Raw genomic sequence first — 22,800 nt, 5'->3', positions numbered from 1 at the left:
GCGGCCGCCCGGGCGCACGCGTTGGAGCACTTCGAGCTCGGCGCCGTGGTGGACGCCTGGCAGGGGCTGGTCGCCGAGGTGTGGGCGGGGGGTGGACCCGGAGAAGCACTCTCCGGGTGGGCCGCCGCCGTTCGTTCCGGACGGGGTGGAGCCGCGGAACCGGGCCGGACGGGGGTTTGGCCGCCCCGGCCCCGCGTCCGGCGTCAGGAGTCGCGTCGAACAGCCTCGACGCGACGGCGCCGGAGCACCATGCCGGCCCAGCCCACGCTGATCGCGGCGGCGCCGGCCAGCAGCAGCGGGCCGGTGGCCGACGTGCCGACGGCCGCGGCGGCGGTCGGGATCACGGCGCCGGCCGGGGAGTTGGGGTCGCCGCCGTGGCCGTGGTGGGCGACCGTGGACTTGGGAGCGTCGGCCGCGATCTGCGCGTCGCTGGGCGCGGCCGGGGCCTGCGCGGCGAGCGCCGAAATGGCCGGGGCGCCGGTCGCGGTGGCCGCGCCGAAGTCGACGTCGGAGCAGCTGTAGAAGGCCTCCGGGCTGTCGCTGCGCTGCCAGACCGTGTACAGCAGCTGGCGGCCGGTGCGCTGCGGCAGGGTGCCGGCGTAGGTGTAGAAGCCGTTGGTGGCGCTGCGGTCGACCTGCACCTGGGCGACCGGCGTCGGGTCGAGGTCCGACCACTTCAGCGGCTTGGTGGGGTCGTAGCCCGGCTTGGTGATGTAGACGGTCTGGGTGCCCACGTGCGGCGCGGTGGTGCGGAACTGGAAGGTGAAGGCGCCCGCCTTGACCGCGGTGGCTGGCCAGTCGGTGCGGGGCCAGTCCAGGGCCTGGTACTTGTCGCGGTTGGCCGAGCAGAGCTTGCCGTCCGGGATCAGCGCCTGGTGGTTGCCGGCCGCGTTGGCGATGTTGACCTCGTTCCAGTCGTACAGCGGCTGGGTGCCGCTCGCGGCGACGAGGTCCTTGCAGATCTGGGACACCGGGTGCTCGGGGCCCTCGGCGTAGCAGGCGGCGACCCGGCTGACCGGGTTGGTCATGGTGCCGTGGGCGCTGGCGGTGCCTGCGGTGGAAACGGCCACCGCGAGGGCCGCGGCGCCGACCGCGCCGACGGACAGGGCACTTCGCTTGATGGACATGGGGTGGGGACTCCTTGACCGTCGTTCCGGGCGGGTGTGGGGGGAGCGGACACGCCTGCCCGTTCGGGGGCCGCCGGCCCGGACCGCGGACCCCTGGCCAGAGCGTATGATTGGTCTGGACCAGCTGGCAATAGTCGTGCGTGCCACGCTTCCTGACGGACTGTAGGCCTCCGAACAGGGCAAAGGCCCGACGGAACGGCCGGGTTAGGCGTTCCATCGGGCCCGCTTAAGGCTCCGGAAAGGTCGTCGGACGGCCGTTCGGGCGGTCAGGCCGCCGCCGGCCGCCGACCGCTCAGAGGAACGCCTTCCCCTCGCCCCGGTACGTCGGGACGGTCCGGACGATCCGGTCGCCCTCGATCAGGTGCAGTTCGGCGAAGCGCTCGCACAGTTCGCCCGCCTTGGCGTGCCGGAACCAGACCCGGTCGCCGATCAGCAGGTCGTCCGCGGCCGCGCCGAGCAGCGGGGTCTGCACCTCCCCGGCGCCCTCCATCGGGTCGTAGCGCAGCCCCTGCGGCAGGTACGGCACCGGCGAGCGGTCCGGGCCGGCCGGGCCGGAGGCGGGGTAGCCGCCGCCGAGCACCGTCACCACGCCGACGCCGGGGCGGCGCACCACCGGCTGGCCGAACAGCGCGGCCGGACGGCCTTGGAACGAGCGGTAGTTGTCGAACAGTCGGGGCAGGTAGAGCCCGGAGCCGGCCGCGACCTCGGTGACCGCGCGCTCGGCCACGGTGGACTCCACGCTGCCGGTGCCGCCGCCGTTGACGAACTCCAGCTCGGCCACCCGCCGCAGCCGCCGGACCACGGCCGCCCGCCGCTCGGCCAGTTCGGTCCTGGCCCTGGCTTGCATCAGCCGGATCAGCTGCGAGCGCAGCGGCCGGCCGGGCACCTGGTCGCCCACCCCGGCGACGTGCCCCTCGTAGGCCATCAGGCCGACCACCCGGAAGCCCCGGCGGTGCTGGACGAGTTCGGCGAAGGCGCCGAGGTCCTCGGGGGTGCGCAGCGGGGAGCGCCGGGCGCCCACCCGGACCCGCCCGCCGAGCAGGTGCAGCGCGGTGTCCAGCTCCAGGCAGACCCGCACCTCGGCGTCGCCGCCGCGGGCCTTGTCGATCAGGTCCAGCTGGGCGGGGTCGTCGAGGACGACGGTGACCTCGCGGGCGAGCGCCGGATCGGCGGTCAGCTCGGTGTACCCGGCCCGGTCGGCGGAGGGGTAGGCGAGCAGGACGTCGCGCACGCCGGTGCGGGCCAGCCAGAGCGACTCGTCGAGGGTGTAGCTCATCACTCCGGCGAAGCCGTCCACGGCCAGCGCGCGTTCCAGCAGCGCCCGGCAGCGCACCGACTTGCTGGCCACCCGGATCGGCTTGCCGGCGGCCCGGCGCACCAGGTCGGCGGCGTTGGCGTCGAAGGCGGCGAGGTCGACGACGGCCACCGGCCCGTCCAGGTGCGCGGTGGCCCGGTCGTACCGGAGGCGGTCGGAGACCGGGGTGGGGGCGGTCGCGGGTGCGTCGAGGATCACCATGGGCGCAGGGTGCCACACCGCACTACCGGTGGGTAGGCCCCGCGTGCAGGGAAATGGGGCGGCTCGCGCGCGGTGGCATAGGGTCGGGCGGGTGGACCGCAAAGACTTCTCCAACCCGGCGTTCGTCGGCAAGGGCATCCCGAACCCCGGCTTCTCCGACGACGACGGCACCGCCGACCCGGCGCTCGCCGAGGCCCTCGCCCGCTGGTCGCAGGACCGCGCGGCCGAGCCGGAGGTGCTGGCGGCGCTGACCCCCACCCGGCTGATGGTCCCGATCGTCGCGATCCTCGGCGAGGTCGAGGTGGACGCGCACGGGCACAAGCACGAGAAGACCAGCGACATGGCCGTCCCGGTGCTGGAGGCCCCGGACGGGCGCCGCGCGCTGCCGGCCTTCACCTCGCTCGACTCGCTCGCCCGCTGGCGTGCCGACGCCCGCCCGGCGCCGACGGCGGCCCCGCAGGCCGCGATGGTCGCCTTCTCCGAGCGCGCCGACACCCTGCTGGTCGACCCGGCCGGGCCGGTGCCGTTCCAGCTGAGCGGAGCCCGGCTGCGGGCGCTCGCGGAGAACCGCCCGTTCCTGCCGCCGGCCCGGGACCCGGAGGTGCGCGAGGCGGTCCGCGGGCTGCTGGCGGCCGAGCCGCAGGTGCTCACCGGGCTGCTGGCGGCCTCGGAGGGCTCGGACGGGGTGCTCGCGGTGGTGTTCGACCCGGCACTGGACCAGGACGGGCTGCAGGCGGCCGTGCAGCGGGTCGGGCGGGCGGTGGCCGCCGACCCGGTGCTGCGGGTGCGGCTGGACCGCGGGCTGGACCTCGCGGTGCTGCCGGCGAGCGCGGAGCTGCCGGGGGAGCCGCTCTACCGGCGGTAGGAAGCGGTAGGGAGCCGTAGGAAGTGCGTCGGGGGCGGTGCGTCGCGTGACGCACCGCCCCCGAGTCGCGTCCGGGTCAGGAGTAGACCGGCCCGGTGAACTTCTCGCCCGGGCCCGTGCCCGGCGCGTCCGGGACGATGGAGGCCTCGCGGAAGGCCAGCTGCAGCGAGCGCAGGCCGTCCCGCAGCGGCGCCGCGTGGAAGTTGCTGATCTCCGGGGCGCCGGCGGTGACGAGCCCGGCCAGCGCGGTGATCAGCTTGCGGGCCTCGTCGAGGTCCTTGTCCTTCTCCCCGCCCTCGGCCAGGCCGCACTTGACCGCGGCGGCGCTCATCAGGTGCACCGCGACGGTGGTGATCACCTCGACGGCCGGGACCTCGGCGATGTCCCGGGTGAGGTCGTCGAAGCCGATCGCGTCGTCGTCCGCGCCGGGGGTCTTGGTGGGCTCGCTGCTCAAGGGGGGCTCGTTCCGTCGTGCCGGTGTCCGTACCCCTGGAGCGTACAAGGGCCCTTCCGGAGGCGGACAAAGGTGGTGAGGTGGGGCGGAATGGCGTTCGACTCCGCAGCGCTGTATGCTTCGAGACTGACCGGCCGGGATCCCGTATGGGCACCTGGCCAGCAAGAGGAGGCTCCACCCAGGAGGCCCGAGAGGGCAACCGCGAAAGTCTCCCACCTGGTCGACCTCAGGGTCGACGGGTCCCGGTCCGCGACGGGCGCCACGGCGCCGAGTCGCAGCAGCGCTCCTCACCAGGGTGTTGCCCCCGGATTGTGTGGAGCCCCGCTTGTACCGAGCGGGGCTTTTTTCGTGTCGCGGTGCACACGGTGCCGAACAGGTGCCGGGCAGCGCAGCACGAATGAAGCCCCGCCCAGTGGTCGAGTCCACTACGTGCGTCCGCCGTCCGACGGCCGCATCGCAGAAGGTGCAACCGAGGAGGCCCCATCAGCACCGAGCCCCGCATCAACGACCGGATTCGCGTCCCGGAGGTGCGACTCGTCGGTCCCAGCGGCGAGCAGGTCGGCATCGTGCCGCTTGCCAAGGCGCTGGAGCTCGCGCAGGAGTACGACCTTGACCTGGTCGAGGTCGCGGCGACCGCCCGGCCGCCGGTGTGCAAGCTCATGGACTACGGCAAGTTCAAGTACGAGTCGGCCATGAAGGCCCGTGAGGCGCGCAAGAACCAGGCGCACACGGTCATCAAGGAGATGAAGCTCCGGCCGAAGATCGACCCGCACGACTATGACACCAAGAAGGGTCACGTCGTCCGGTTCCTCAAGCAGGGCGACAAGGTCAAGATCACGATCATGTTCCGTGGTCGTGAGCAGTCCCGCCCCGAGCTGGGCTTCCGCCTGCTGCAGCGGCTCGCCGACGACGTCCAGGACCTGGGCTTCATCGAGTCGTCGCCGAAGCAGGACGGCCGAAACATGATCATGGTTCTTGGCCCGCACAAGAAGAAGACCGAGGCGATGGCCGAGGCCCGCGCCCTCGCCGACGCCCGCAAGGCCGAGCGTCAGGGCCGTACCCCCGGCGCCGACGCCGCTGCGGACGACGACCTGGTGGACGACGACCTGCTGGACGACGACCTGCTGGTCGACGACGAGGTCGCCGATGACGAGGTCGCCGACGACGAGGCGACCGAGGCGGCCGAGGCACAGGACGCCCCGGCCGAGGCGCCGGCCGTCGAGGCCGACGCTCCGGTCGAGCAGCCGGCCGCCTCCCAGGGCGCCTGAGCCTTCACCGGCCAGGGCGGCCCGGGAGACCGGCCCCAAGGTGACGGGGCGCCCCGCCCGGTCACACAGATCCATCCAGTTCACGCCCGCGTGGCGCAGGCCGCGCGGGCGCGGACGGGACCGACGAGGAGATACGGCGAAATGCCGAAGCAGAAGACGCACAGTGGCGCCAGCAAGCGCTTCAAGATCAGTGGCTCCGGCAAGGTGCTCCGCGAGCGCGCCGGCCGCCGCCACCTCCTGGAGCACAAGCCCTCGACGCTGACCCGCAAGCTGGCCGGGACCGTCGAGCTGGCCCCCGCTGACGCCAAGAAGATCAAGAAGCTTCTCGGCAAGTGATCGCCCTCCCGCTCGGCGCGAGCCGTGAGCGGGTCAGCTGATCCTTCCCGACCCATTCGAATGACGGACCACGTGAAGTAGTCCGTGGTCCAACCCAAGGAGTAATCAAGTGGCACGCGTCAAGCGGGCAGTCAACGCCCACAAGAAGCGCCGGGTCATCCTGGAGCGCGCCAGCGGCTACCGTGGCCAGCGCTCGCGGCTGTACCGCAAGGCCAAGGAGCAGGTCACCCACTCGCTGGTCTACAACTTCAACGACCGCAAGAAGCGCAAGGGCGACTTCCGTCAGCTGTGGATCCAGCGCATCAACGCTGCGGCCCGTGCCAACGGCATCACCTACAACCGCTTCGTGCAGGGCCTGAAGGCCGCCAGCGTCGAGATCGACCGCAAGATGCTGGCCGACCTGGCCGTCAACGACCCGGGCGCGTTCGCGTCGCTGGTCGAGGTCGCCCAGAAGGCGCTGCCGGCCGACGTGAACGCCCCCAAGGCTGCCGCCGACGCCGCCTGATCTTCCGAGATCAGTTGAGCTCTGACCGGACCCGCAGGCTCCCTGCGGGTCCGGTTCTGCGTTTCCCCGGATCTTCAGCGCCGCCCGCCACAGAGAACGAGACCATGCCGAGCACCGACACCCCCCTGCTCACCTCCCTGCGCTCGCCGCGCGTCGTCGCCGCCCGCCGGCTCGCCAAGCGGAACCAGCGCACCAAGGAACGCCGCTTCCTGGTCGAGGGCCCGCAGGCCGTCCGGGAGGCCGTCGCCTTCGGCCAGCTGCCGGGCTCGGCCGAGCACGCCGTGGTCGAGGTGTACGTGACCCCGGAGGCCGCCGAGCGGCACGCCGCCCTCGTCGAGGCGACGCTGGCCGAGGGGCTGCCGGTGCTGACCGCCACCGACGAGGTGATCGCCGACATCTGCGACACGGTGACCCCGCAGGGCATCGTGGCGCTCTGCCGCTTCATCGACACGCCGTTCGCCGAGGTGCTCAAGGCCCGCCCCAGGCTCGTCGCGGTCCTCGCCCACGTCCGTGACCCCGGCAACGCCGGCACCGTGCTGCGCACCGCCGACGCGGCCGGCGCGGACGCCGTGGTGCTCACCGACGCCTCGGTGGACCTGTACAACCCGAAGGCCGTCCGGGCCTCCGTCGGCAGCCTGTTCCACCTGCCGGTGGCGGTCGGTGTGCCGGTCGAGGAGGCCGTCGCGCAGCTGCGCGCGGCCGGGGTCCGGGTGCTCGCCGCGGACGGCGCGGGGGAGCGCGACCTGGACCAGGAGCTCGACGAGGGCACCCTGGGCGCGCCCGGCGCGTGGGTGTTCGGCAACGAGGCCTGGGGGCTCCCGGAGGAGACCCGCGCGCTGGCCGACGAGGTCGTGCGCGTCCCGATCCACGGGCACGCCGAGAGCCTCAACCTGGCCACCGCCGCGGCCGTCTGCCTGTACGCCTCGGCCCGGGCGCAGCGCTCGCCCGGCGGCTGCCGCTCGAACGCCTGACCCGCACGCTCCAGCCGCCACCGGCCGAGGGCCTACTACAGGGGGCTGCGAGGCGCTAGGGTCTGCCTCTGTGGGGGGAACGGCACGGTGGGTAATCGGGGAGGACACCCATGGTCGGCAGCGGGCCAGAGCTCGACCCGGACGACCTACCGGACGGCCTGGTGGTCGCCGATGCGCTGGGCCGGGTGGTCTGCTTCAACCGGGCCGCGGCCCGGCTCACCGGCCTGCCCCCGGAGGCCGCGCTCGGTAGCGGGCTGGAGGACGTCCTCCCGCTGGAGGACCTGGACGGCCGCCGCTGGTGGCAGCTGACCGACCCGTACGGCGGCCTGGCCACCCGCACCGGCCAGCCGGAGCGCAACCTGCTGCTGCCCGGCGGCCGCGAGGTGCTGGTCTCCGCCCGGTACGTCCGGGACGTGCCGCTGGGGCCGCCGCAGCGGGTGGTGGTCGCGCTGCGCGGCACCGAGGCCCGGCGCCGCACCGAGCGCAGCCACGCCGAGCTGATCGCCACCGTCGCCCACGAGCTGCGCTCGCCGCTCACCAGCGTCAAGGGCTTCACGGCGACGCTGCTGGCCAAGTGGGAGCGGTTCACCGACGGGCAGAAGCGGCTGATGCTGGAGACGGTGGACGCCGACGCCGACCGGGTCACCCGGCTGATCGCCGAGCTGCTGGACATCTCCCGGATCGACGCCGGCCGGCTGGAGCTGCGCAAGCAGGTGGTCGACCTCGCCGCCGCGGTGCGCCGGCACGTCGAGCGCAAGGTCGCCACCGGCATCCCCGAGGAGCGCTTCGACGTCCGGATCAGCGAGTCGCTGACCGTCCTGTGGGCCGACCCGGACAAGGTCGACCAGGTGCTGGCCAACCTGCTGGAAAACGCGGTGCGCCACGGCGAGGGAACTGTCACGATCGAGGTGGCACCGGCCAAGGAGGTCGTCGAGGCGCCCCTCTGGGAGCGCTCGGGCACCCCTCCCCGCATCGTGGAAGGAACCGCGGTCACCGTGAGCGACGAAGGAAGCGGCATCCCCGAGGAGTCGATGCCGCGCGTCTTCACCCGCTTCTGGCGCGGTTCCAAGCGCGGCGGCACCGGCCTGGGCCTGTACATCGTCAAGGGCATCGTGGAGGCCCACGGCGGCTCGATCCGGGTCGACCGGGCCCCCTGCGGCGGCGCCCGGTTCCGATTTATCCTGCCCGCCAGCGTTCCGGACTTCATGCTCTGAAGGAGCATGAACGACAAGCAGAGCATGCTCTGAAGGAGCTCTGAAGGAGCATGAACGCATGCTCCGGGGTTCCGCTGGACGGGCTTCCAGGCAGCCGCGCTACGCGCTGCGACTACACTCGACCTTTGGCGTTGTGGTACGCCCTGTGCGGCTGAGCCGCGGACACCCCTCTTCCCCGTCGTGCGGAGAACGGCTGCCCGTGCCCCGGCCACACCGGGCGTACCGCAGAGGCAGCCACCCTTACCTGAGCACGGACGAGCAGGAGCACGGGAAGATAGAGATGTCGGCACCCAACAAGTCGTACGACCCGGTCGAGGTCGAGGCCCTCAAGCCCGAGGTGGTGGAGCAGGCGCGGGACGAGGCCGTCGCCGCCTTCGCCGCCGCCAGCACGCTCGACGAGCTGAAGGAGGCCAAGGTCGCCCACACCGGCGACCGTTCCGCGCTCTCCCTCGCCAACCGCGAGATCGGCGCCCTGCCCCCGCACGCCAAGGCCGCCGCCGGCAAGCTGATCGGCCAGGCCCGCGGCGCCGTCAACAAGGCCCTCGCCAAGCGGCAGGCCGAGCTGGAGGCGGAGCGCGACGCCCGCGTGCTGGTCGAGGAGGCGGTGGACGTCACGCTGCCGTACGACCGCGCTCCGCGCGGCGCCCGGCACCCGCTGACCACCCTGGCCGAGCGCATCGAGGACACCTTCGTCGCGATGGGCTACCAGGTCGCCGAGGGCCCCGAGGCCGAGGCCGAGTGGCTGAACTTCGACGCCCTCAACCTGGGCCCGGACCACCCGGCCCGCTCGATGCAGGACACCTTCTTCGTGCAGGCCCCGGACGGCTCCGCCGACTCCGGCGTGGTGATGCGCACCCAGACCTCCCCGGTTCAGGCCCGCACCCTGCTCGACCGCGAGCCCCCGGTCTACGTGGTCTGCCCCGGCCGCGTCTACCGCACCGACGAGCTGGACGCCACGCACACCCCGGTGTTCCGCCAGGTCGAGGGCCTCGCGGTGGACGAGGGCATCACCTTCGCCGACCTCAAGGGCACCATCGAGGTGCTGGTCGAGAAGCTGATCGGCGGCGGCCTGGAGCTGCGCTGGCGCCCCTCGTACTTCCCGTTCACCGAGCCGAGCGCCGAGATCGACCTGCAGTGCTTCGTGTGCCGCGGCGAGAGCGTCGGCAACCCGGACCGCCCCTGCCGGACCTGCTCCTCCGAGGGCTGGATCGAGCTCGGCGGCTGCGGCGTGGTCAACCCGCGCGTGCTGGTCGCCTGCGGCGTCGACCCCAACCGCTACAGCGGGTTCGCCTTCGGCCTGGGCCTGGAGCGGATCCTGATGAATCGTCACAACGTCGCCGACATGCGCGACATGGTCGAGGGTGACGTGCGCTTCACCCTCCCGTTCGGGATGGAGATCTGATGCGCGTCCCGCTTTCCTGGCTGCGTGAGTACGTCGACCTGCCGGCCGGCGAGACCGGCCGTGACGTGGCGGAGCGCCTGGTCCGGGCCGGCCTGGAGGTCGAGACCGTCGAGCAGCTCGGCGGCGACCTCAAGGGCCCGCTGGTGGTCGGCGAGGTGCTCTCCATCGAGCAGCTGACCGGCTTCAAGAAGCCGATCCGGCACTGCCTCGTCAACGTCGGCGACGCCAACGGCACCGGCGAGCCGCAGGAGATCGTCTGCGGCGCCACCAACTTCGCCGTCGGCGACAAGGTCGTCGTGGTGCTCCCGGGCGCCGTGCTGCCCGGCCCCTTCCCGATCGCGGCCCGCCAGACCTACGGCCGCACCTCGGCCGGCATGATCTGCTCGGCCCGCGAGCTCGGCATGGGCGACGACCACGACGGCATCATCGTGCTCCCGCCGGAGTTCGAGCCCGGCACCGACGCGATCGAGCTGCTCCAGCTGGTCGACGAGGTGCTGGACATCGCCGTCACCCCGGACCGCGGCTACTGCCTGTCGCTGCGCGGCGTCGCCCGCGAGGCCGCCGCCGCGTACGGGCTGCCGCTGGCCGACCCGGCGCTGCTCGACGTGCCGCCGGCCAACTCCTTCGGCTACCTGGTCAAGGTCAACGACCCGGCCGGCTGCGACCGCTTCGTGGCCCGCACGGTCGTCGGCATCGACCCGACCGCCAAGTCCCCGATCTGGCTGCAGCGCCGCCTCCAGAAGGCCGGCATCCGCCCGATCTCGCTGACCGTCGACATCACCAACTACGTGATGCTGGAGGTCGGCCAGCCGCTGCACGCCTACGACAAGCAGCGCGTGAGCGGCCCGATCACGGTCCGCCGGGCGGAGCAGGGCGAGAGCCTGACCACCCTGGACGGCGTGCAGCGCAAGCTCTCCGCCGAGGACCTGCTGATCTGCGACAACAGCGGCCCGATCGGCCTGGCCGGTGTCATGGGCGGTGCCTCCACCGAGATCCTCGACCCGGCTGCCGGACCGGGCACCACCGAGGTGATCATCGAGGCGGCGCACTTCGAGCCGGTCGCCATCGCCCGCGCCGCCAAGCGGCACAAGCTGCCCTCCGAGGCGTCCAAGCGCTTCGAGCGCGGCGTCGACCCGGAGGCCGCCCGCGCCGCCGCCCAGCGCGCCGTCGACCTGCTGGTCCTGATCGCCGGCGGCACCGCCGAGGCCGGGGTCACCGACATCGCCGCCCCGCACCCGGTGCGCACCATCACCATCTCCGCCGACCTGCCCGACCGGGTCGCCGGCACCGCGTACGGCCGCGAGACCGTGACCCGGCGCCTGCAGGAGATCGGCTGCTCGGTCGCCGGCGCCGACGTCCTGGAGGTCACCCCGCCGACCTGGCGCCCCGACCTCACCGACCCGTACGACCTCGCGGAGGAGGTCATCCGGCTGGAGGGCTACGACAACGTCCCCGCCCGGATGCCCAACGTGCCCCCGGGCAAGGGCCTGACCGAGGCCCAGCGCGTCCACCGCCGGATCGGCGTCGCGCTGGCCGGGGCCGGCTACGTCGAGGTCAACAACTACCCGTTCCTCGGCGAGAGCGCCTTCGAGGCGCTCGGCCTGGAGCCGGACGACCGGCGTCGGCGCACCGTCAAGCTGGTCAACCCGCTCAACGACGAGGAGCCGGCGCTGCGCACCACGCTGCTGCCGGGCCTGCTCGGCTCGCTGCGCCGCAACGTCGGCCGCGGCAACACCGACCTGGCGATCTACGAGACCGGCACCGTCTTCCTGCCCAAGGACGAGCTGTCCGTGGCCCCGCGCCCGGCCGTCGACCGCCGGCCCAGCGCCGAGGAGCTGGCCGCGCTGGACGCCGCGCTGCCGGACCAGCCGCGCCGGGTCGCCGTCGCCCTCGCGGGCGAGCGGCTGCCGTCCGGCTGGTGGGGCCAGGGCGCCGGGGCGTCCTGGGCGGACGCCGTCCAGGCGGCCCGTACGGTGGCCCGCGCGGCCGGCGTCGAGCTGACCGTGCGGCAGGGGCAGCGGGCGCCGTGGCACCCGGGCCGCTGCGCCGAGCTGGTCGTCACCGGCACCGACCGGGTGGTCGGCCACGCCGGTGAGCTGCACCCGCGCGTCGTCAAGGCGCTCGGCCTGCCGGCCCGCACCAGCGCGATGGAGATCGACGTCGACCTGCTCACCGCGGACGGCGCCGAGAAGGTCAACGGCCCTGCGGTCTCCGGCTTCCCGGTGGCCACCCAGGACGTCGCGCTGATCGTCGACGCCGCCGTTCCGGCCGCCGACGTGGAGGCCGCGCTGCGCTCCGGCGCGGGCGAACTGCTGGAGGCCATCCGGCTGTTCGACGTCTTCACCGGCGAGCAGGTCGGCGAGGGCCGCAAGTCGCTGGCGTACGCGCTGCGCTTCCGCGCCGCGGACCGCACGCTGACCGCCGACGAGGCGACCGCCGCCCGCGAGGCGGCCGTCGCCGAGGCCGTCGCCCGCACCGGCGCGGTGCTGCGCGGCGCCTGATCCCGTCAGGCCTCAGGGCCCCGTTCGGACCTCGGTCCGGGCGGGGCCCTTTGCCTTTCCTCGACTTTTCCTGCCATCCCTCGCCTTTCCTCGCCTTTCCTTGGCTTGACGGAACGTCACCATGTCCACTTAACTCATTAACTATGGAACTAGATAAAGGCGCCGACCCGCCCCCTCCGATCGAGTTCCGCCTGGACCCGGCCTCCGGTGTCCCGACCTATCTGCAGCTCGTGCAGCAGGTCGAACAGGCGCTGCGGATGGGCTGGTTGACGGAGGGGGACCGGCTTCCCCGGGTGCGCGAGGTGGTGGCGGGGCTGGCGATCAACCCCAACACCGTGCTCAAGGCGTACCGCGAGCTGGAGCACCGCAGCCTGGCCGTCGGCCGGCGCGGCCAGGGCACCTTCGTGCGCGGACTGCCCGCCGGGGTGGTGCCGTTGCGCGAACGGGCCGCGCTGCGGCGGGGATTGCTGGACTGGATGTGCGCGGCGCGGGCCACCGGGCTGGACGAGGACGGGATGGTCGCGGTGTTCGAGGACACGCTGCGCGACCTGCGGAACGGAGAGGTGGCGTCATGACGGCGGACACCGTGATCGACTGCGGCGGGATCGGCAAGCGCTACCGCCGCTCCTGGGCGCTGCGGGACTGCCATCTGGCCGTCCCCGCCGGGCGCGTGGTGGCGCTGGTCGGGCCGAACGGCGCCGGCAAGACCACGCTGCTGGGCCTGGCCGCCGGGCTGACCCGGCCGAGCGAGGGCGCCATGACCGTTCTCGGCGACCAACTCCCGGGCTCTCCGGCGGCGTTGGACCGGATCGGGTTCGTCGCCCAGAACGCCGCGCTCTACCCCGGAGTGCCCGTGCGCGACCTGCTCCGGATGGGCCGGTACCTGAACCGCCGCTGGGACGACGCCCGGGCGCACGCCCACCTGGAGGGCCTCGGCATCCCGCTGGACCGCAGGTACGGCCGCCTCTCCGGCGGCCAGCAGGCCCAGGTCTCGCTCGCCCTGGCGCTCGCCAAGCGCCCCGAACTACTGCTGCTGGACGAGCCGTTGGCCGCCCTGGACCCGCTGGCCCGGCACGACTTCATGGCGGTGCTGCTGACCGCCGTGGCCGAGGACGGCCTGTCCGTGGTGTTCTCCTCGCACGCCGTCAACGAGCTGGAGCAGAGTTGCGACCACCTGGTGGTGCTCGGCGGCGGCCGGGTCCAGGTGGCGGGCGAGGCGGACGATCTGGTGGCCGGCCACCGGATGCTGACCGGCCCGACCGCCGGGGCGGACGAGGTCGCCGCCCGGCTGCCGGTGGTCCGCGACCGCAGGGCCGGGGCGCAGTCGCACCTGCTGGTGCGGACCGGCGGCGTGGACGCCCCGGTCTCCGCCGGCTGGCGCCAACAGCGCGTCGGCCTGGAGGAGTTGGTGCTCGCCTACCTGCGTGAGCCGACCGCCTCCGCCCTGCCCGGCCCGCGCGGGGCCATCCGCGCGTCCGTCCGTACGTCCGAGAAAGCGATGCTGTCATGAGTGCCGTCACCGCCGTTCCCGCCGCGCTGCCCCGGGCCGGGGTGGTGCGGGCGGCGTGGCTGCGGCACCGGCCCGCGCTGCGGGTGCTGCTGGGCGTCCTGGCCGGGCTCGTCCTGCTGCTGGCCGTCACCGGGTACTTCCTGCACGCCGGGTTCGACCGGTCCGGCGCGGGTGACTGCGACATGGCGACGCGAGCCTGCAACGAGCACTGGAAGGGGTTCCTGCGCGAGTACGGCACCGAGCTGATGGTCGGCGCGAACATCGTCTACTTCCTCGGCGGCGCCCTCGGCGCCTTCGCCGGCGGCCCTTTGCTGGCACGGGAGTTCGAGCACGGCACGGTCCGCTTCGCCTGGACCCAGGGGGCCGGACGGACCAGGTGGACGGTGGGCGTCCTGGCCGTCGCGGGCGGCGTGCTGGCCGTCGCGACGGCGCTGGCGGGCGTGGTGACCAACTGGTGGCTGGAGCCGATGGCGAGGCAGTCGGGCCGCTTCACGCCGCTGCTGTTCACGGCCGCCGCGCCCGCCCTGGTCGGCCGGGTCCTGCTGGTCTTCGCGCTGTCCGCGCTCGCGGGCGCGGTGCTGCGGCGGACGGTGGTGGCGGTGGGGATCGGGGTGGCGGCCTCGGTCGTGTCCACGCTGGTCGCCCAGTCCCTGCGGTTCGACTACCGCGCCCCGCTCCAGGACACCTTGCACACGCTGGCGCAGGCCTCGGTCGACCACCGCTGGGAGGGGAGCACGTGGATCACCGACCCGGCCGGGAACCGGATGAGCATCGGGCGGCTCTACGACGCGGGGAACGACTACTACGGCGCCCAGAAGCTGGTGAGCGAGGGCGGCTACTCGGCGCACGAGATCTACCAACCGGGCAGTCGCTACTGGTCGTTCCAGTTCATCGAGCTCGGCTGGATGGCGGCCCTGGCGGTGCTGCTGTGCGCGGCGGCGGTCTGGTGGGTGCGCAGGCGGGCGGTCTGACCTGCGTCTTTGAAGAGCCTTGAAGAGACTTTGTCAAAACCCTTGCGGGGACGGGGAAGGAGGGCCCTTAATTCTCGTTAGGAAAGTTTCCTAACCCCCCGAGGAAACGGAGCATCGTATGCGTCCCCAGCACCACCGTGCCCTCCGCATCGCCCTCGCCGCCGCCCTGGTGGCCGCGCCCCTCACGGTCGCGGCCGCCGGCGCCGCCACCGCCGCGCCGAAGTCCGCGACGTCCGTCCAGCTCAAGGGAGTCGGGCTGGACGACCCGCACAAGAAGGACATCGCGATGCAGCTGGTGTCCAGCGCGGAGAACTCCTCGCTGGACTGGAAGGCCCAGTACAAGTACATCGAGGACATCGGCGACGGGCGCGGCTACACCGCCGGCATCATCGGCTTCTGCTCCGGCACCGGCGACATGCTGGACCTCGTCCAGCACTACACCGACCTCAAGCCGGGCAACGTCCTCGCCAAGTACCTGCCGGCCCTGAAGAAGGTCAACGGCAGCGCCTCGCACGCCGGCCTCGGCACCCCCTTCGTCAACGACTGGGCCGCCGCCGCCAAGGACGCGGTCTTCCTGCAGGCCCAGAACGACGAGCGCGACCGGGTGTACTTCAACCCCGCCGTCAACCAGGCCAAGTCCGACGGCCTGCGCGCGCTCGGCCAGTTCGCCTACTACGACGCCATCGTCATGCACGGCCCCGGCAACAGCTCGGACAGCTTCGGCGGCATCCGCGCCGCCGCCCTGAAGAAGGCCAAGACCCCCGCCCAGGGCGGCGACGAGGCCACCTACCTCAAGGCCTTCCTGGACGCCCGCAAGGTGGTCATGAAGAAGGAGCAGGCCCACTCCGACACCAGCCGGGTCGACACCGAGCAGTCGGTCTTCCTCAACGCCAAGAACTTCGACCTCAACCCGCCGCTCAAGTGGAAGGTCTACGGCGACAGTTACGCCATCAACAGCTGACGCAACGCCGAGCGGGGCCCGGGAGCAGCACCTCGCTCCCGGGCCCCGCCGCCATCCACCGGCCGGTGCTCAGGCGCTCGCGGTGTAGTCGTAGAAGCCGCGGCCGGACTTACGGCCCAGCAGGCCCGCGTCGACCATCCGGGACAGCAGCGGGGGAGCCGCGTACAGCGGCTCCTTGTACTCGTCGTACATCGACTCGGCGATCGAGACGATGGTGTCCAGGCCGATCAGGTCGCACAGCCGCAGCGGGCCCATCGGGTGGGCGCAGCCGGCCTCCATGCCCTTGTCGATGTCGGAGGCCGTGGCCACGCCCGACTCGAACATCCGCACCGCGGACAGCAGGTAGGGCACCAGCAGCGCGTTGACCACGAAGCCGGCCCGGTCGCGGGCGCGGATCGGCTCCTTGCCGAGCTCCTGGGAGGCGAAGGCCTCGACCCGCTCGGTGGTCACCGCCGAGGTGGTCAGCGTCGGGATGACCTCGACCAGCTTCTGCACCGGCGCCGGGTTGAAGAAGTGCAGGCCGATCACCTGCTCGGGGCGGGAGGTGGCGGCGGCCAGCTTCACGATCGGGATCGACGAGGTGTTGGAGGCCAGGATCGCGTCCCGGCGCTCGACCACCTGGTCCAGGGTCTGGAAGATCTTGACCTTGATGTCCTCGCGCTCGGCGACCGCCTCGACCACCAGGTCGCGGTCGGCGAAGTCGGCCAGGTCCACGGTGAAGGCCAGCCGGGCCAGCGCCGCGTCCCGCTCCTCCGGGCTCAGCTTGCCGCGCTTGACCGCCGTGTCCAGGGAGTTGGTCAGCCGGGTACGGCCGAACTCCAGCGCCTCGCCGCTGGCCTCCGCCACCAGGACGTCCAGCCCGGCCCGGGCGAAGACCTCCGCGATGCCCGACCCCATCAGGCCGCAGCCGATCACTCCGACGCGCGCGATGTCACTCACTCAGTTGCCCTTCGGTGGTGCTGGGGATCGCCCAGCGACTGGTGACCCAGCGAGCTGCTGGTCAACGGGCCGGTGTGCCGGAATGGGTGCACCGGTCACCGTCCCGACGACGTTACTACTCCGTACCGGCCAGTAGGTCACCCCCTCCCCGGCCGGGTGCCAGTGCGAGCCGTCGTCCGAACGGGTGAGGCCGGGCCCGCCGCCCGTGCGCCCGGGGCCGGGCCCGTGCGGCGGCCGGAAGAATGCCGCAGACGGGGGCCGGGGACGGGAAGGGAGCACACGGTGCCGACGGGATCGCTCACAGGACAGGTCGCCCTGATCACCGGCGCGGGCCGGGGAATCGGCCGGGAGATCGCCATCGGCCTGGCCGCCGAGGGCATGGCCGTCGGCCTGGTCGGCCGCACCCACGGGACGCTGACCGACACCCTCAAGGAGTGCGCCCGGCACGGCTCCCGCGGCGTCGCCGTCACCGCCGACGTCACCCGCGCCGGCGCCGTCCGCGAGGCCGTCCGGGTCGTCGAACGCGACCTCGGCCCGATCGACCTGCTGATCAACAACGCCGGCCTGGTCGACCGCGCCGAGGTGCCGCTCTGGGAGACCGACGCCAACCAGTGGTGGCAGGTGATCGAGACCAACCTGCGCGGCCCCTACAACCTGCTGCGCTGCGTCCTGCCCGGCATGGTGTCCCGGCGGCGCGGCCGGGTGGTCAACCTCAACTCCGGCTTCGCCCTGCGCCCGGACGGCCACTACACCGCGTACGCCACCTCCAAGGGCGCGCTGCTCCAGCTCTCCGACAACATGGCGGACTCGCTGGCCCGCCACGGCATCGTCATCCTCGACATCAGCCCCGGCGCGGTCGAAACCGACATGACCGCGGGAATGCCGATGTTCAAGGACACGCAGACCTGGGGCTCCATCCCGTACATGGTCGCGGTCACCGTGGACGCCGCCCGCGGCCGCTTCGACGGCCTGCACGGCCGGTTCATCCACGCCGGGCGGGACGACCTGGAGGAGCTGGTCAACCGGGCCGCGGAGATCCGCGCGGCGGACGCCCGGACGCTGCGGATGCGCCCGTACAAGGCGGACGACCCGATGGGCTGAACGGGCCCCTCGGCCGGCGCGCTGCGAAGAGCGGTCAGGCGCACAGCTGACTGGCGGTCACCGGCTTCAGACCCGCCTTGGCGAGGCCGTCCAGGATGCCCGGCAGCGCGTCCACCGTGCACTGGTGGCCCATGTGCAGGGCGACCACCGACCCGCCGCGCACCGACTTCAGCACCCGGCGCTGCAACTCGGCGGCCGACGGGTCGTTGTAGTCGCGCGGGTCGACGTCGAAGGACAGCACGTGCTCGTAGCCGACCGCCTTCGCCTGCTCGCGCACCGTCCGGGTGGCGTACTGCGCGGCGGACGGGCGGAACCAGCGGCCGATCGAGCCGGTGAGCCGCTGGAGCCGTTCGGCGCACTGGGCGATCTCGTCGTGCACCTGGGCGGCCGTCATCGTCGACAGGTCGAGGTGGTTCTGGGTGTGGTTGCCCAGCTCGTGGCCGGCGTCCAGGATCCGGCGGGCCATCTGCGGCTGCTGGTCGAGCCAGCTGCCGACGACCATCACGGTCAGCTTGATGCCGCGCTGCTCGGCGGCCTCCAGCAGCGCGGTGGCCTGCTTCGGATCGCCGCTGCCGTGGCAGGTCAGCGCCACGAACTTGCTGGTGCGCGGCCCGTTCACCACCTCGACCGGGGTGCCGGCGGCGAGCGGCGGCAGCACCGGCGGCGTCGGAGGCGTGGGCGGGGGCGTCGGCGGCGTCGCAGCCCCGGCGGCCGGCTCCGCGCCGGTGGCCGGGTCGGTACCGGCGGTCGGGTCGGCCCCGGTGGGCTGCGGCTCCGGCGGGGCGGACGGCACGGGGGAGGCCGGGCCCTCGCCGCCGTTCCAGGCCGGGTCGGTGGTGTGCTGCGGGTCGAGGGTGCCCGGGTGCACGGCGAGCCCCCCGGCATCGGCCCGGCGCGGGGTGCCGGAGGCACACGCGCTGAGGAACCCGCTGGCGGCGGTCAGGGCGGCCAGCTGGACGGCGGTGCGCAGTACGGTGCGGCGGTCGGCAGTCATCGGCAGTCAGCATAGGGACGGTGGCCACCCACGGCGATCCGAGGAGCGTCCCGGTACCGCCATTGACGTGCACACACTCCACTGCCCGGGTGTTGCGTAAACCTGAACTCCCGCTGTTTCACCGGCGTGTCGTCGGATACGATCACGGCGCACCGCACGCCACGGGAAGGTGGCCGGGCCGGACGCGGGTCACCCCCGTGGTACCGGGCGGGCCCGCCGACCGCCGCGGCGGTGCCATTTCCGGCAGTGAGCACGGCAGAGGGGGGCGGAACAGGATGCACGAGGACAGCGCAGCCATCGGCGAGGCCACCGGCACCGACTGGGACTGGGCCAGAGCGGACGACTGGCAGCCGCCGAGCGAGCTCGACACCGGCATCCCGCACACCGCCCGGATGTACGACTACTACCTCGGCGGCAAGGACAACTTCGAGGCCGACCGCAAGGCCGCCCAGGCCGCCATAGCCGCCTACCCCGCGCTGCCGCTGCTGGCCCGCACCAACCGGCAGTTCCTCGGCGACGCGGTGGAGTTCGCCGCCGGCCGGGGCATCCGCCAGTTCGTCGACATCGGCACCGGCATCCCGGCCGTCGGCTCCACCAGCGAGGTCGCCCAGCGGGTCGCCCCGGACGCCCGGGTGGTGTACGTCGACAACGACCCGATCGTCGCCACCCACGCCCGCGCCCTGCTGGCCGGCCACCCCGCCGGACACACCTCGGTCATCGAGGCCGACCTGCGCGACCCGGCCGCCATCCTCGACCACCCGGGCCTGCTCGCCGCCGTCGACCTGTCCCGGCCGGTCGCGCTGATGCTCGTCGCCGTGCTGCACTTCATCCGCGACGAGGACGGCGCCCAGCAGATCGTCCGCACCCTGCGCGACGCGCTCGCCCCCGGCAGCGCGCTGATCCTCTCCCACGGCAGCCCCGACTTCACCTCCCGGGAGAGCGCCGCCGAAGGCACCCGCATCTACCGCAGCGCCAGCGCCCCCCTGGTGCTGCGCCCGCGCGCCGGCGTCGAACCCTTCTTCGGCGACTTCGAGTTCGCCGGCCCCGGCCTGGTCCAACTCCCGCTCTGGCGCCCCACCCCCGGCCACGTCCCCACCACCGAACTCCCCGAAGGCTGGCAGGACGTCTCCGCCTATGCGGGCGTCGCGTTCAAGCAGTAGCCCCGGTTCACGAGGCGGCCCCGGCGCCTCCCTCCTACGCCGGGACCGGCCTCGCACACCACGGAGCCTAGGCTCGGCCACTGACATTCCGTCTCCCGCCCTGGTGCGCACCCGGGCGGGCGACGGACCGTCAGCGGCCCAACCCGGCGCGTACCGGGAGAAATTGGCACGACAGCGCGGGCGGGCCGGTGTTAGCTTCCGCGGCATGGAACCCCTGAACGAGAACGAGATCCGCGCGTCCTTCGTCAACTGCTCCAAGGGCGAGGCCAGTCGGCTCAACCTCCCCCGGGGCCTGGCGGAACTGCCCTGGGAGAACCTGGACTTCCTCGGCTGGCGGGACCAGGGCGCGCCCGACCGGGCCTACCTGGTGGCGTCGTACGGCGGCGAACCGGTCGGCGTGACGCTGCGGGTGCCGACGATCCGCCGCAGCCTCACCAAGACCAACGTCTGCTCGCTGTGCATCACCGCGCACGCCGGCTCCGGCGTCGCGCTGCTCGCCGCCCGCCGGGCCGGAGCGGCCGGGCGGGAGGGTAACACCGTCGGCACGTACATCTGCGCCGACCTCGCCTGCTCGCTGTACGTGCGCGGGCTGAAGAAATCCGCCCTGGTGACCAGGCCCGACGAGTCGCTGCCGCTGGAGCGGCAGATCGACCGGACGGTGGGCAACCTGGACGCGTTCCTCGCCAGGGTGCTCGCCGACACCGCGCGCTGACGGGACTCGCCGACCCGGCGCGCTGACGGGATCAGTGCCCGCGCAGCTGGTCGAGGTCGCGCCGCTCCCGCTTGGTCGGGCGCCCGGCGCCCCGGTCCCGCTCGCCGGCCGTCGCGACGAGTTCGCGCGGCGGCCGCGGCGGGCTGTTGTCGATCAGGCAGTCCGCCGCCACCGTCGCGCCGACCCGCTTGCGGATGAGCTTCTGCACCACGACGACCCGCTCGTAGCCCTCCTCGCGGACCCGCACCTCGTCCCCGGGGCGCAGTGCCTGGGCCGGCTTGACCCGCTCGCCGTTCACCCGCACGTGCCCGGCCCGGCAGGCGGCGGCGGCCAGCGCCCGCGTCTTGGTGAGCCGGACCGACCAGATCCAGCTGTCCACCCGCACGCTTCCCTCGTGTTCAGCCATCCCTGGAGCCTACCCAAGCCGCCCGAACTGGCCCGAGCCCGAACCGGCCCGAGCCCGAGCCCGAACCGGCCCCCGAGCCCGCGGCGCCTGCTACGCCGCCTCCGGCACCATCCGGGCCGCCTGCGGAGCCTCCTGGACCGCCCAGCCGTTGCCGTCCGGGTCGTTGAAGAACACGAAGGAGTTCCACGCCTCGCCGTGCCCGTCCACCCGGCTGCCCGCCTCGAAGTGCTGGACCGGGCTGACCTCGACGCCCCGGGCCGCGAGTTCGGCGTGCGCCTTGTCGATGTTCGGTACCACCAGCTGCAGTCCCTTCACGGATCCGGGCGGCGCCCCGATGACCCCGGTGCCCACCACGATGGAGCACGTGGAGCCCGGGGGAGTCAGCTGGACGACCCGGACCCCGTCGCGCAACCGGGTGTCGTGGTCGACCGTGAAGCCGACCAGCTCCTCGTAGAACAGCTTCGCGCGGTCCACGTCCGACACCGGGACCACCACGACTTCGAGCTTCCAGTCCATCGCCCTCACCCCTCTCGGCCGGGCTCTTCCAGTATCCGTCGAAACGGTTCCCCGTCGGGCCGTCGGATAGCCTGAGAACACGATGAATCCCGAGATCACGCCCGCCGCGGCGACCCTGTTCAGCACGCCGTGGGGCGCCTTCGACCTCACCCGCTTCCCCGAGGACCCGCGTGAGCGCCTGCGGGCCTGGGACGCGGCCGACGAGTACCTGCTGCGCCACCTCGCGGGCGAGGCGGACAGCGCCGCCGGCACCGCGACCGATCTGGCCGGCCGCCGGATCGTCGTCCTGGGCGACCGCTGGGGCGCGTTGACCACCGCGCTGGCCGCCCACGAGCCGGTGCAGATCGTCGACTCCCACCTCGGCCGGCAGGCCACCCTGGCCAACCTGGCGCGGGCCGGCGCCGCCGTCGACCCGGCCCGGCTGCTGACCACCCGGGACGCCCCGCCGGAGCGGATCGACGTCCTGCTGGTGCGCGTGCCCAAGAGCCTGGCCCTGCTGGAGGACCAGCTGCACCGGCTGGCCCCCGCCGTCCACCCGGGCACGGTGGTGGTCGGCGCCGGCATGGTCGCCGAGATCCACACCTCCACGCTCCAGCTCTTCGAGCGGATCCTCGGCCCGACCCGCACCTCGCTCGCCGCCCGCAAGGCCCGGCTGATCTTCTGCACCCCGGATCCGGCGCTGGATCCCGGCCCCAGCCCGTGGCCGCACCGCTACGCGCTGCCGCCGGACGTCGGAGCGGTGTCCGGGCGCACGGTGGTCAACCACGCCGGCACGTTCTGCGCCGAGCGCCTCGACATCGGCACCCGCTTCTTCCTCGGCCACCTGCCGACCCCGGCGCCCGGGGCCCGGGTGGTCGACCTGGGCTGCGGCAACGGCGTGGTCGGCACGGCCGCCGCGCTGGCCGGGCCGGGTGCGGAGCTGGTGTTCGTCGACGAGTCCCATCAGGCGGTGGCCTCGGCGGAGGAGACCTTCCGCGCCAATCTGGGCCCGGACGCCCGGGCGGAGTTCCTGACGGCCGACGCGCTGGCGCCGGAGGTGGCGCCCGCGGGCTCGGTGGACCTCGTCCTGAACAATCCGCCGTTCCACTCGCACCAGGCCACCACGGACGCCACCGCCTGGCGGATGTTCACCGGTGCCCGGCGGGCGCTGCGGCCGGGCGGGGAGCTGTGGGTGGTCGGCAACCGCCATCTCGGTTACCACGTCAAGCTGCGGCGTCTCTTCGGGAACTGCCAGCTGGTGGCGGGCAACCCCAAGTTCGTGGTGCTGCGCGCGGTCAAGCGGTAGTCCGGCGTCCGTCCGGTCGGTCGCGGGTCGGTCGCGGGTCGGTGGCGGCCCGGCCGGGCGGACGCAGGGCGGTTTTCGGGCGTTCT

General features: G+C 73.3%; 23 protein-coding genes. 16 read left to right on the top strand and 7 right to left on the bottom strand.

The window, feature by feature from the left end:
- Nucleotides 1-203: 203 nt before the first annotated feature.
- Nucleotides 204-1,127, bottom strand: a complete 924-nt coding sequence (locus tag AB0R04_RS20150) for a lytic polysaccharide monooxygenase (RefSeq protein WP_363372888.1) — start codon at nucleotides 1,125-1,127, stop codon at nucleotides 204-206.
- Between the two features lie 292 nt (nucleotides 1,128-1,419).
- Nucleotides 1,420-2,643 (bottom strand): alanine racemase, encoded by a 1,224-nt coding sequence (locus tag AB0R04_RS20145; protein WP_363372885.1) that lies wholly within the window; start codon nucleotides 2,641-2,643, stop codon nucleotides 1,420-1,422.
- 91 nt (nucleotides 2,644-2,734) lie between these two features.
- On the opposite strand from AB0R04_RS20145, the gene AB0R04_RS20140 reads away from it, so the two are divergent.
- Nucleotides 2,735-3,508 carry an SseB family protein gene (locus AB0R04_RS20140; RefSeq protein WP_363372883.1) on the top strand — a complete coding sequence of 258 codons (774 nt, stop codon included), beginning with the start codon at nucleotides 2,735-2,737 and terminating at the stop codon, nucleotides 3,506-3,508.
- A 76-nt stretch (nucleotides 3,509-3,584) separates the two neighbouring features.
- On the opposite strand, the gene AB0R04_RS20135 is transcribed toward AB0R04_RS20140, so the two are convergent.
- Entirely contained in the window at nucleotides 3,585-3,962 is a 378-nt protein-coding gene (locus AB0R04_RS20135; protein ID WP_063346861.1) for a DUF1844 domain-containing protein, read from the bottom strand.
- Nucleotides 3,963-4,444: 482 nt separating this feature from the next.
- Between AB0R04_RS20135 and infC the strand changes: the two genes are divergently transcribed.
- The 11 genes from infC to AB0R04_RS20080 all read left to right on the top strand — a co-directional run bounded on the left by infC (nucleotide 4,445) and on the right by AB0R04_RS20080 (nucleotide 15,601).
- Nucleotides 4,445-5,230, top strand: a complete 786-nt coding sequence (gene infC, locus AB0R04_RS20130; RefSeq protein ID WP_363372901.1) for a translation initiation factor IF-3 — start codon at nucleotides 4,445-4,447, stop codon at nucleotides 5,228-5,230.
- A gap of 141 nt (nucleotides 5,231-5,371) precedes the next feature.
- Nucleotides 5,372-5,566, top strand: a complete 195-nt coding sequence (rpmI, locus tag AB0R04_RS20125) for a 50S ribosomal protein L35 (RefSeq protein ID WP_030055648.1) — start codon at nucleotides 5,372-5,374, stop codon at nucleotides 5,564-5,566.
- Between the two features lie 109 nt (nucleotides 5,567-5,675).
- Complete coding sequence (gene rplT, locus AB0R04_RS20120; protein WP_030055649.1) at nucleotides 5,676-6,071, top strand: 50S ribosomal protein L20; 396 nt, start codon at nucleotides 5,676-5,678, stop codon at nucleotides 6,069-6,071.
- Nucleotides 6,072-6,175: 104 nt separating this feature from the next.
- Nucleotides 6,176-7,042: an RNA methyltransferase gene (locus AB0R04_RS20115; RefSeq protein WP_363372882.1), complete on the top strand. Its 867-nt coding sequence runs from the start codon at nucleotides 6,176-6,178 to the stop codon at nucleotides 7,040-7,042.
- A gap of 110 nt (nucleotides 7,043-7,152) precedes the next feature.
- Nucleotides 7,153-8,256: an ATP-binding protein gene (locus tag AB0R04_RS20110; protein ID WP_063346858.1), complete on the top strand. Its 1,104-nt coding sequence runs from the start codon at nucleotides 7,153-7,155 to the stop codon at nucleotides 8,254-8,256.
- 280 nt (nucleotides 8,257-8,536) lie between these two features.
- Nucleotides 8,537-9,658 (top strand): phenylalanine--tRNA ligase subunit alpha, encoded by a 1,122-nt coding sequence (gene pheS / locus AB0R04_RS20105; protein ID WP_363372880.1) that lies wholly within the window; start codon nucleotides 8,537-8,539, stop codon nucleotides 9,656-9,658.
- Nucleotides 9,658-12,159, top strand: coding sequence for a phenylalanine--tRNA ligase subunit beta (gene pheT / locus AB0R04_RS20100; protein WP_363372878.1), 2,502 nt, complete (start codon nucleotides 9,658-9,660; stop codon nucleotides 12,157-12,159). Before pheS ends, pheT begins: the two co-directional genes overlap by 1 nt.
- Before the next feature lie 143 nt (nucleotides 12,160-12,302).
- Nucleotides 12,303-12,734 (top strand): GntR family transcriptional regulator, encoded by a 432-nt coding sequence (locus AB0R04_RS20095; RefSeq protein ID WP_363372876.1) that lies wholly within the window; start codon nucleotides 12,303-12,305, stop codon nucleotides 12,732-12,734.
- Complete coding sequence (locus AB0R04_RS20090) at nucleotides 12,731-13,669, top strand: ABC transporter ATP-binding protein (RefSeq protein WP_363372874.1); 939 nt, start codon at nucleotides 12,731-12,733, stop codon at nucleotides 13,667-13,669. The genes AB0R04_RS20095 and AB0R04_RS20090 overlap by 4 nt, the downstream gene beginning before the upstream one ends.
- The gene (locus AB0R04_RS20085) at nucleotides 13,666-14,640 is read left to right on the top strand and encodes an ABC transporter permease subunit (protein WP_063346853.1); all 975 of its coding nucleotides are present in this window, start codon (nucleotides 13,666-13,668) and stop codon (nucleotides 14,638-14,640) included. The genes AB0R04_RS20090 and AB0R04_RS20085 overlap by 4 nt, the downstream gene beginning before the upstream one ends.
- A 118-nt stretch (nucleotides 14,641-14,758) precedes the next feature.
- Nucleotides 14,759-15,601, top strand: a complete 843-nt coding sequence (locus AB0R04_RS20080; protein WP_363372871.1) for a chitosanase — start codon at nucleotides 14,759-14,761, stop codon at nucleotides 15,599-15,601.
- Nucleotides 15,602-15,670: 69 nt separating this feature from the next.
- Here the strand turns inward: AB0R04_RS20080 and AB0R04_RS20075 are convergent, their stop codons facing one another.
- Nucleotides 15,671-16,540 (bottom strand): 3-hydroxybutyryl-CoA dehydrogenase, encoded by an 870-nt coding sequence (locus AB0R04_RS20075; protein WP_063346851.1) that lies wholly within the window; start codon nucleotides 16,538-16,540, stop codon nucleotides 15,671-15,673.
- Nucleotides 16,541-16,822: 282 nt separating this feature from the next.
- Here AB0R04_RS20075 and AB0R04_RS20070 point away from each other — a divergent pair, with 282 nt between their 5' ends.
- Entirely contained in the window at nucleotides 16,823-17,641 is an 819-nt protein-coding gene (locus AB0R04_RS20070) for an SDR family oxidoreductase (protein ID WP_363372870.1), read from the top strand.
- Between the two features lie 34 nt (nucleotides 17,642-17,675).
- Here AB0R04_RS20070 and AB0R04_RS20065 read toward each other — a convergent pair whose 3' ends face one another.
- A complete protein-coding gene (locus AB0R04_RS20065; protein ID WP_079135471.1) occupies nucleotides 17,676-18,635 on the bottom strand; it encodes a polysaccharide deacetylase family protein in 960 nt (319 codons plus the stop codon).
- Nucleotides 18,636-18,910: 275 nt separating this feature from the next.
- Here AB0R04_RS20065 and AB0R04_RS20060 point away from each other — a divergent pair, with 275 nt between their 5' ends.
- The gene (locus tag AB0R04_RS20060; protein ID WP_363372868.1) at nucleotides 18,911-19,795 is read left to right on the top strand and encodes an SAM-dependent methyltransferase; all 885 of its coding nucleotides are present in this window, start codon (nucleotides 18,911-18,913) and stop codon (nucleotides 19,793-19,795) included.
- Between the two features lie 205 nt (nucleotides 19,796-20,000).
- Complete coding sequence (locus AB0R04_RS20055; RefSeq protein WP_363372866.1) at nucleotides 20,001-20,507, top strand: FBP domain-containing protein; 507 nt, start codon at nucleotides 20,001-20,003, stop codon at nucleotides 20,505-20,507.
- A 31-nt stretch (nucleotides 20,508-20,538) separates the two neighbouring features.
- Here the strand turns inward: AB0R04_RS20055 and AB0R04_RS20050 are convergent, their stop codons facing one another.
- Entirely contained in the window at nucleotides 20,539-20,913 is a 375-nt protein-coding gene (locus AB0R04_RS20050; protein ID WP_063346848.1) for a S4 domain-containing protein, read from the bottom strand.
- 90 nt (nucleotides 20,914-21,003) lie between these two features.
- Nucleotides 21,004-21,429, bottom strand: a complete 426-nt coding sequence (locus tag AB0R04_RS20045; RefSeq protein ID WP_063346847.1) for a VOC family protein — start codon at nucleotides 21,427-21,429, stop codon at nucleotides 21,004-21,006.
- Nucleotides 21,430-21,511: 82 nt separating this feature from the next.
- Here AB0R04_RS20045 and AB0R04_RS20040 point away from each other — a divergent pair, with 82 nt between their 5' ends.
- Nucleotides 21,512-22,714, top strand: coding sequence for a methyltransferase (locus tag AB0R04_RS20040; protein WP_363372862.1), 1,203 nt, complete (start codon nucleotides 21,512-21,514; stop codon nucleotides 22,712-22,714).
- Nucleotides 22,715-22,800 lie beyond the last annotated feature (86 nt).

It is taken from the genome of Kitasatospora sp. NPDC056731, from assembly GCF_040687675.1.
Taxonomy (GTDB): Bacteria; Actinomycetota; Actinomycetes; order Streptomycetales; family Streptomycetaceae; genus Kitasatospora.
This window is presented reverse-complemented; position numbering and strand designations above follow the sequence as displayed.

Coding starts and splice junctions, on each gene's coding strand:
- AB0R04_RS20150 (WP_363372888.1), bottom strand. CDS start 1,127: ATGTCCATCAAGCGAAGTGCCCTGTCCGTCGGCGCGGTCGGCGCCGCG.
- AB0R04_RS20145 (WP_363372885.1), bottom strand. CDS start 2,643: ATGGTGATCCTCGACGCACCCGCGACCGCCCCCACCCCGGTCTCCGAC.
- rpmI (WP_030055648.1), top strand. CDS start 5,372: ATGCCGAAGCAGAAGACGCACAGTGGCGCCAGCAAGCGCTTCAAGATC.
- AB0R04_RS20115 (WP_363372882.1), top strand. CDS start 6,176: ATGCCGAGCACCGACACCCCCCTGCTCACCTCCCTGCGCTCGCCGCGC.
- AB0R04_RS20110 (WP_063346858.1), top strand. CDS start 7,153: ATGGTCGGCAGCGGGCCAGAGCTCGACCCGGACGACCTACCGGACGGC.
- pheS (WP_363372880.1), top strand. CDS start 8,537: ATGTCGGCACCCAACAAGTCGTACGACCCGGTCGAGGTCGAGGCCCTC.
- pheT (WP_363372878.1), top strand. CDS start 9,658: ATGCGCGTCCCGCTTTCCTGGCTGCGTGAGTACGTCGACCTGCCGGCC.
- AB0R04_RS20095 (WP_363372876.1), top strand. CDS start 12,303: ATGGAACTAGATAAAGGCGCCGACCCGCCCCCTCCGATCGAGTTCCGC.
- AB0R04_RS20090 (WP_363372874.1), top strand. CDS start 12,731: ATGACGGCGGACACCGTGATCGACTGCGGCGGGATCGGCAAGCGCTAC.
- AB0R04_RS20085 (WP_063346853.1), top strand. CDS start 13,666: ATGAGTGCCGTCACCGCCGTTCCCGCCGCGCTGCCCCGGGCCGGGGTG.
- AB0R04_RS20080 (WP_363372871.1), top strand. CDS start 14,759: ATGCGTCCCCAGCACCACCGTGCCCTCCGCATCGCCCTCGCCGCCGCC.
- AB0R04_RS20065 (WP_079135471.1), bottom strand. CDS start 18,635: ATGACTGCCGACCGCCGCACCGTACTGCGCACCGCCGTCCAGCTGGCC.
- AB0R04_RS20060 (WP_363372868.1), top strand. CDS start 18,911: ATGCACGAGGACAGCGCAGCCATCGGCGAGGCCACCGGCACCGACTGG.
- AB0R04_RS20055 (WP_363372866.1), top strand. CDS start 20,001: ATGGAACCCCTGAACGAGAACGAGATCCGCGCGTCCTTCGTCAACTGC.
- AB0R04_RS20050 (WP_063346848.1), bottom strand. CDS start 20,913: ATGGCTGAACACGAGGGAAGCGTGCGGGTGGACAGCTGGATCTGGTCG.
- AB0R04_RS20045 (WP_063346847.1), bottom strand. CDS start 21,429: ATGGACTGGAAGCTCGAAGTCGTGGTGGTCCCGGTGTCGGACGTGGAC.
- AB0R04_RS20040 (WP_363372862.1), top strand. CDS start 21,512: ATGAATCCCGAGATCACGCCCGCCGCGGCGACCCTGTTCAGCACGCCG.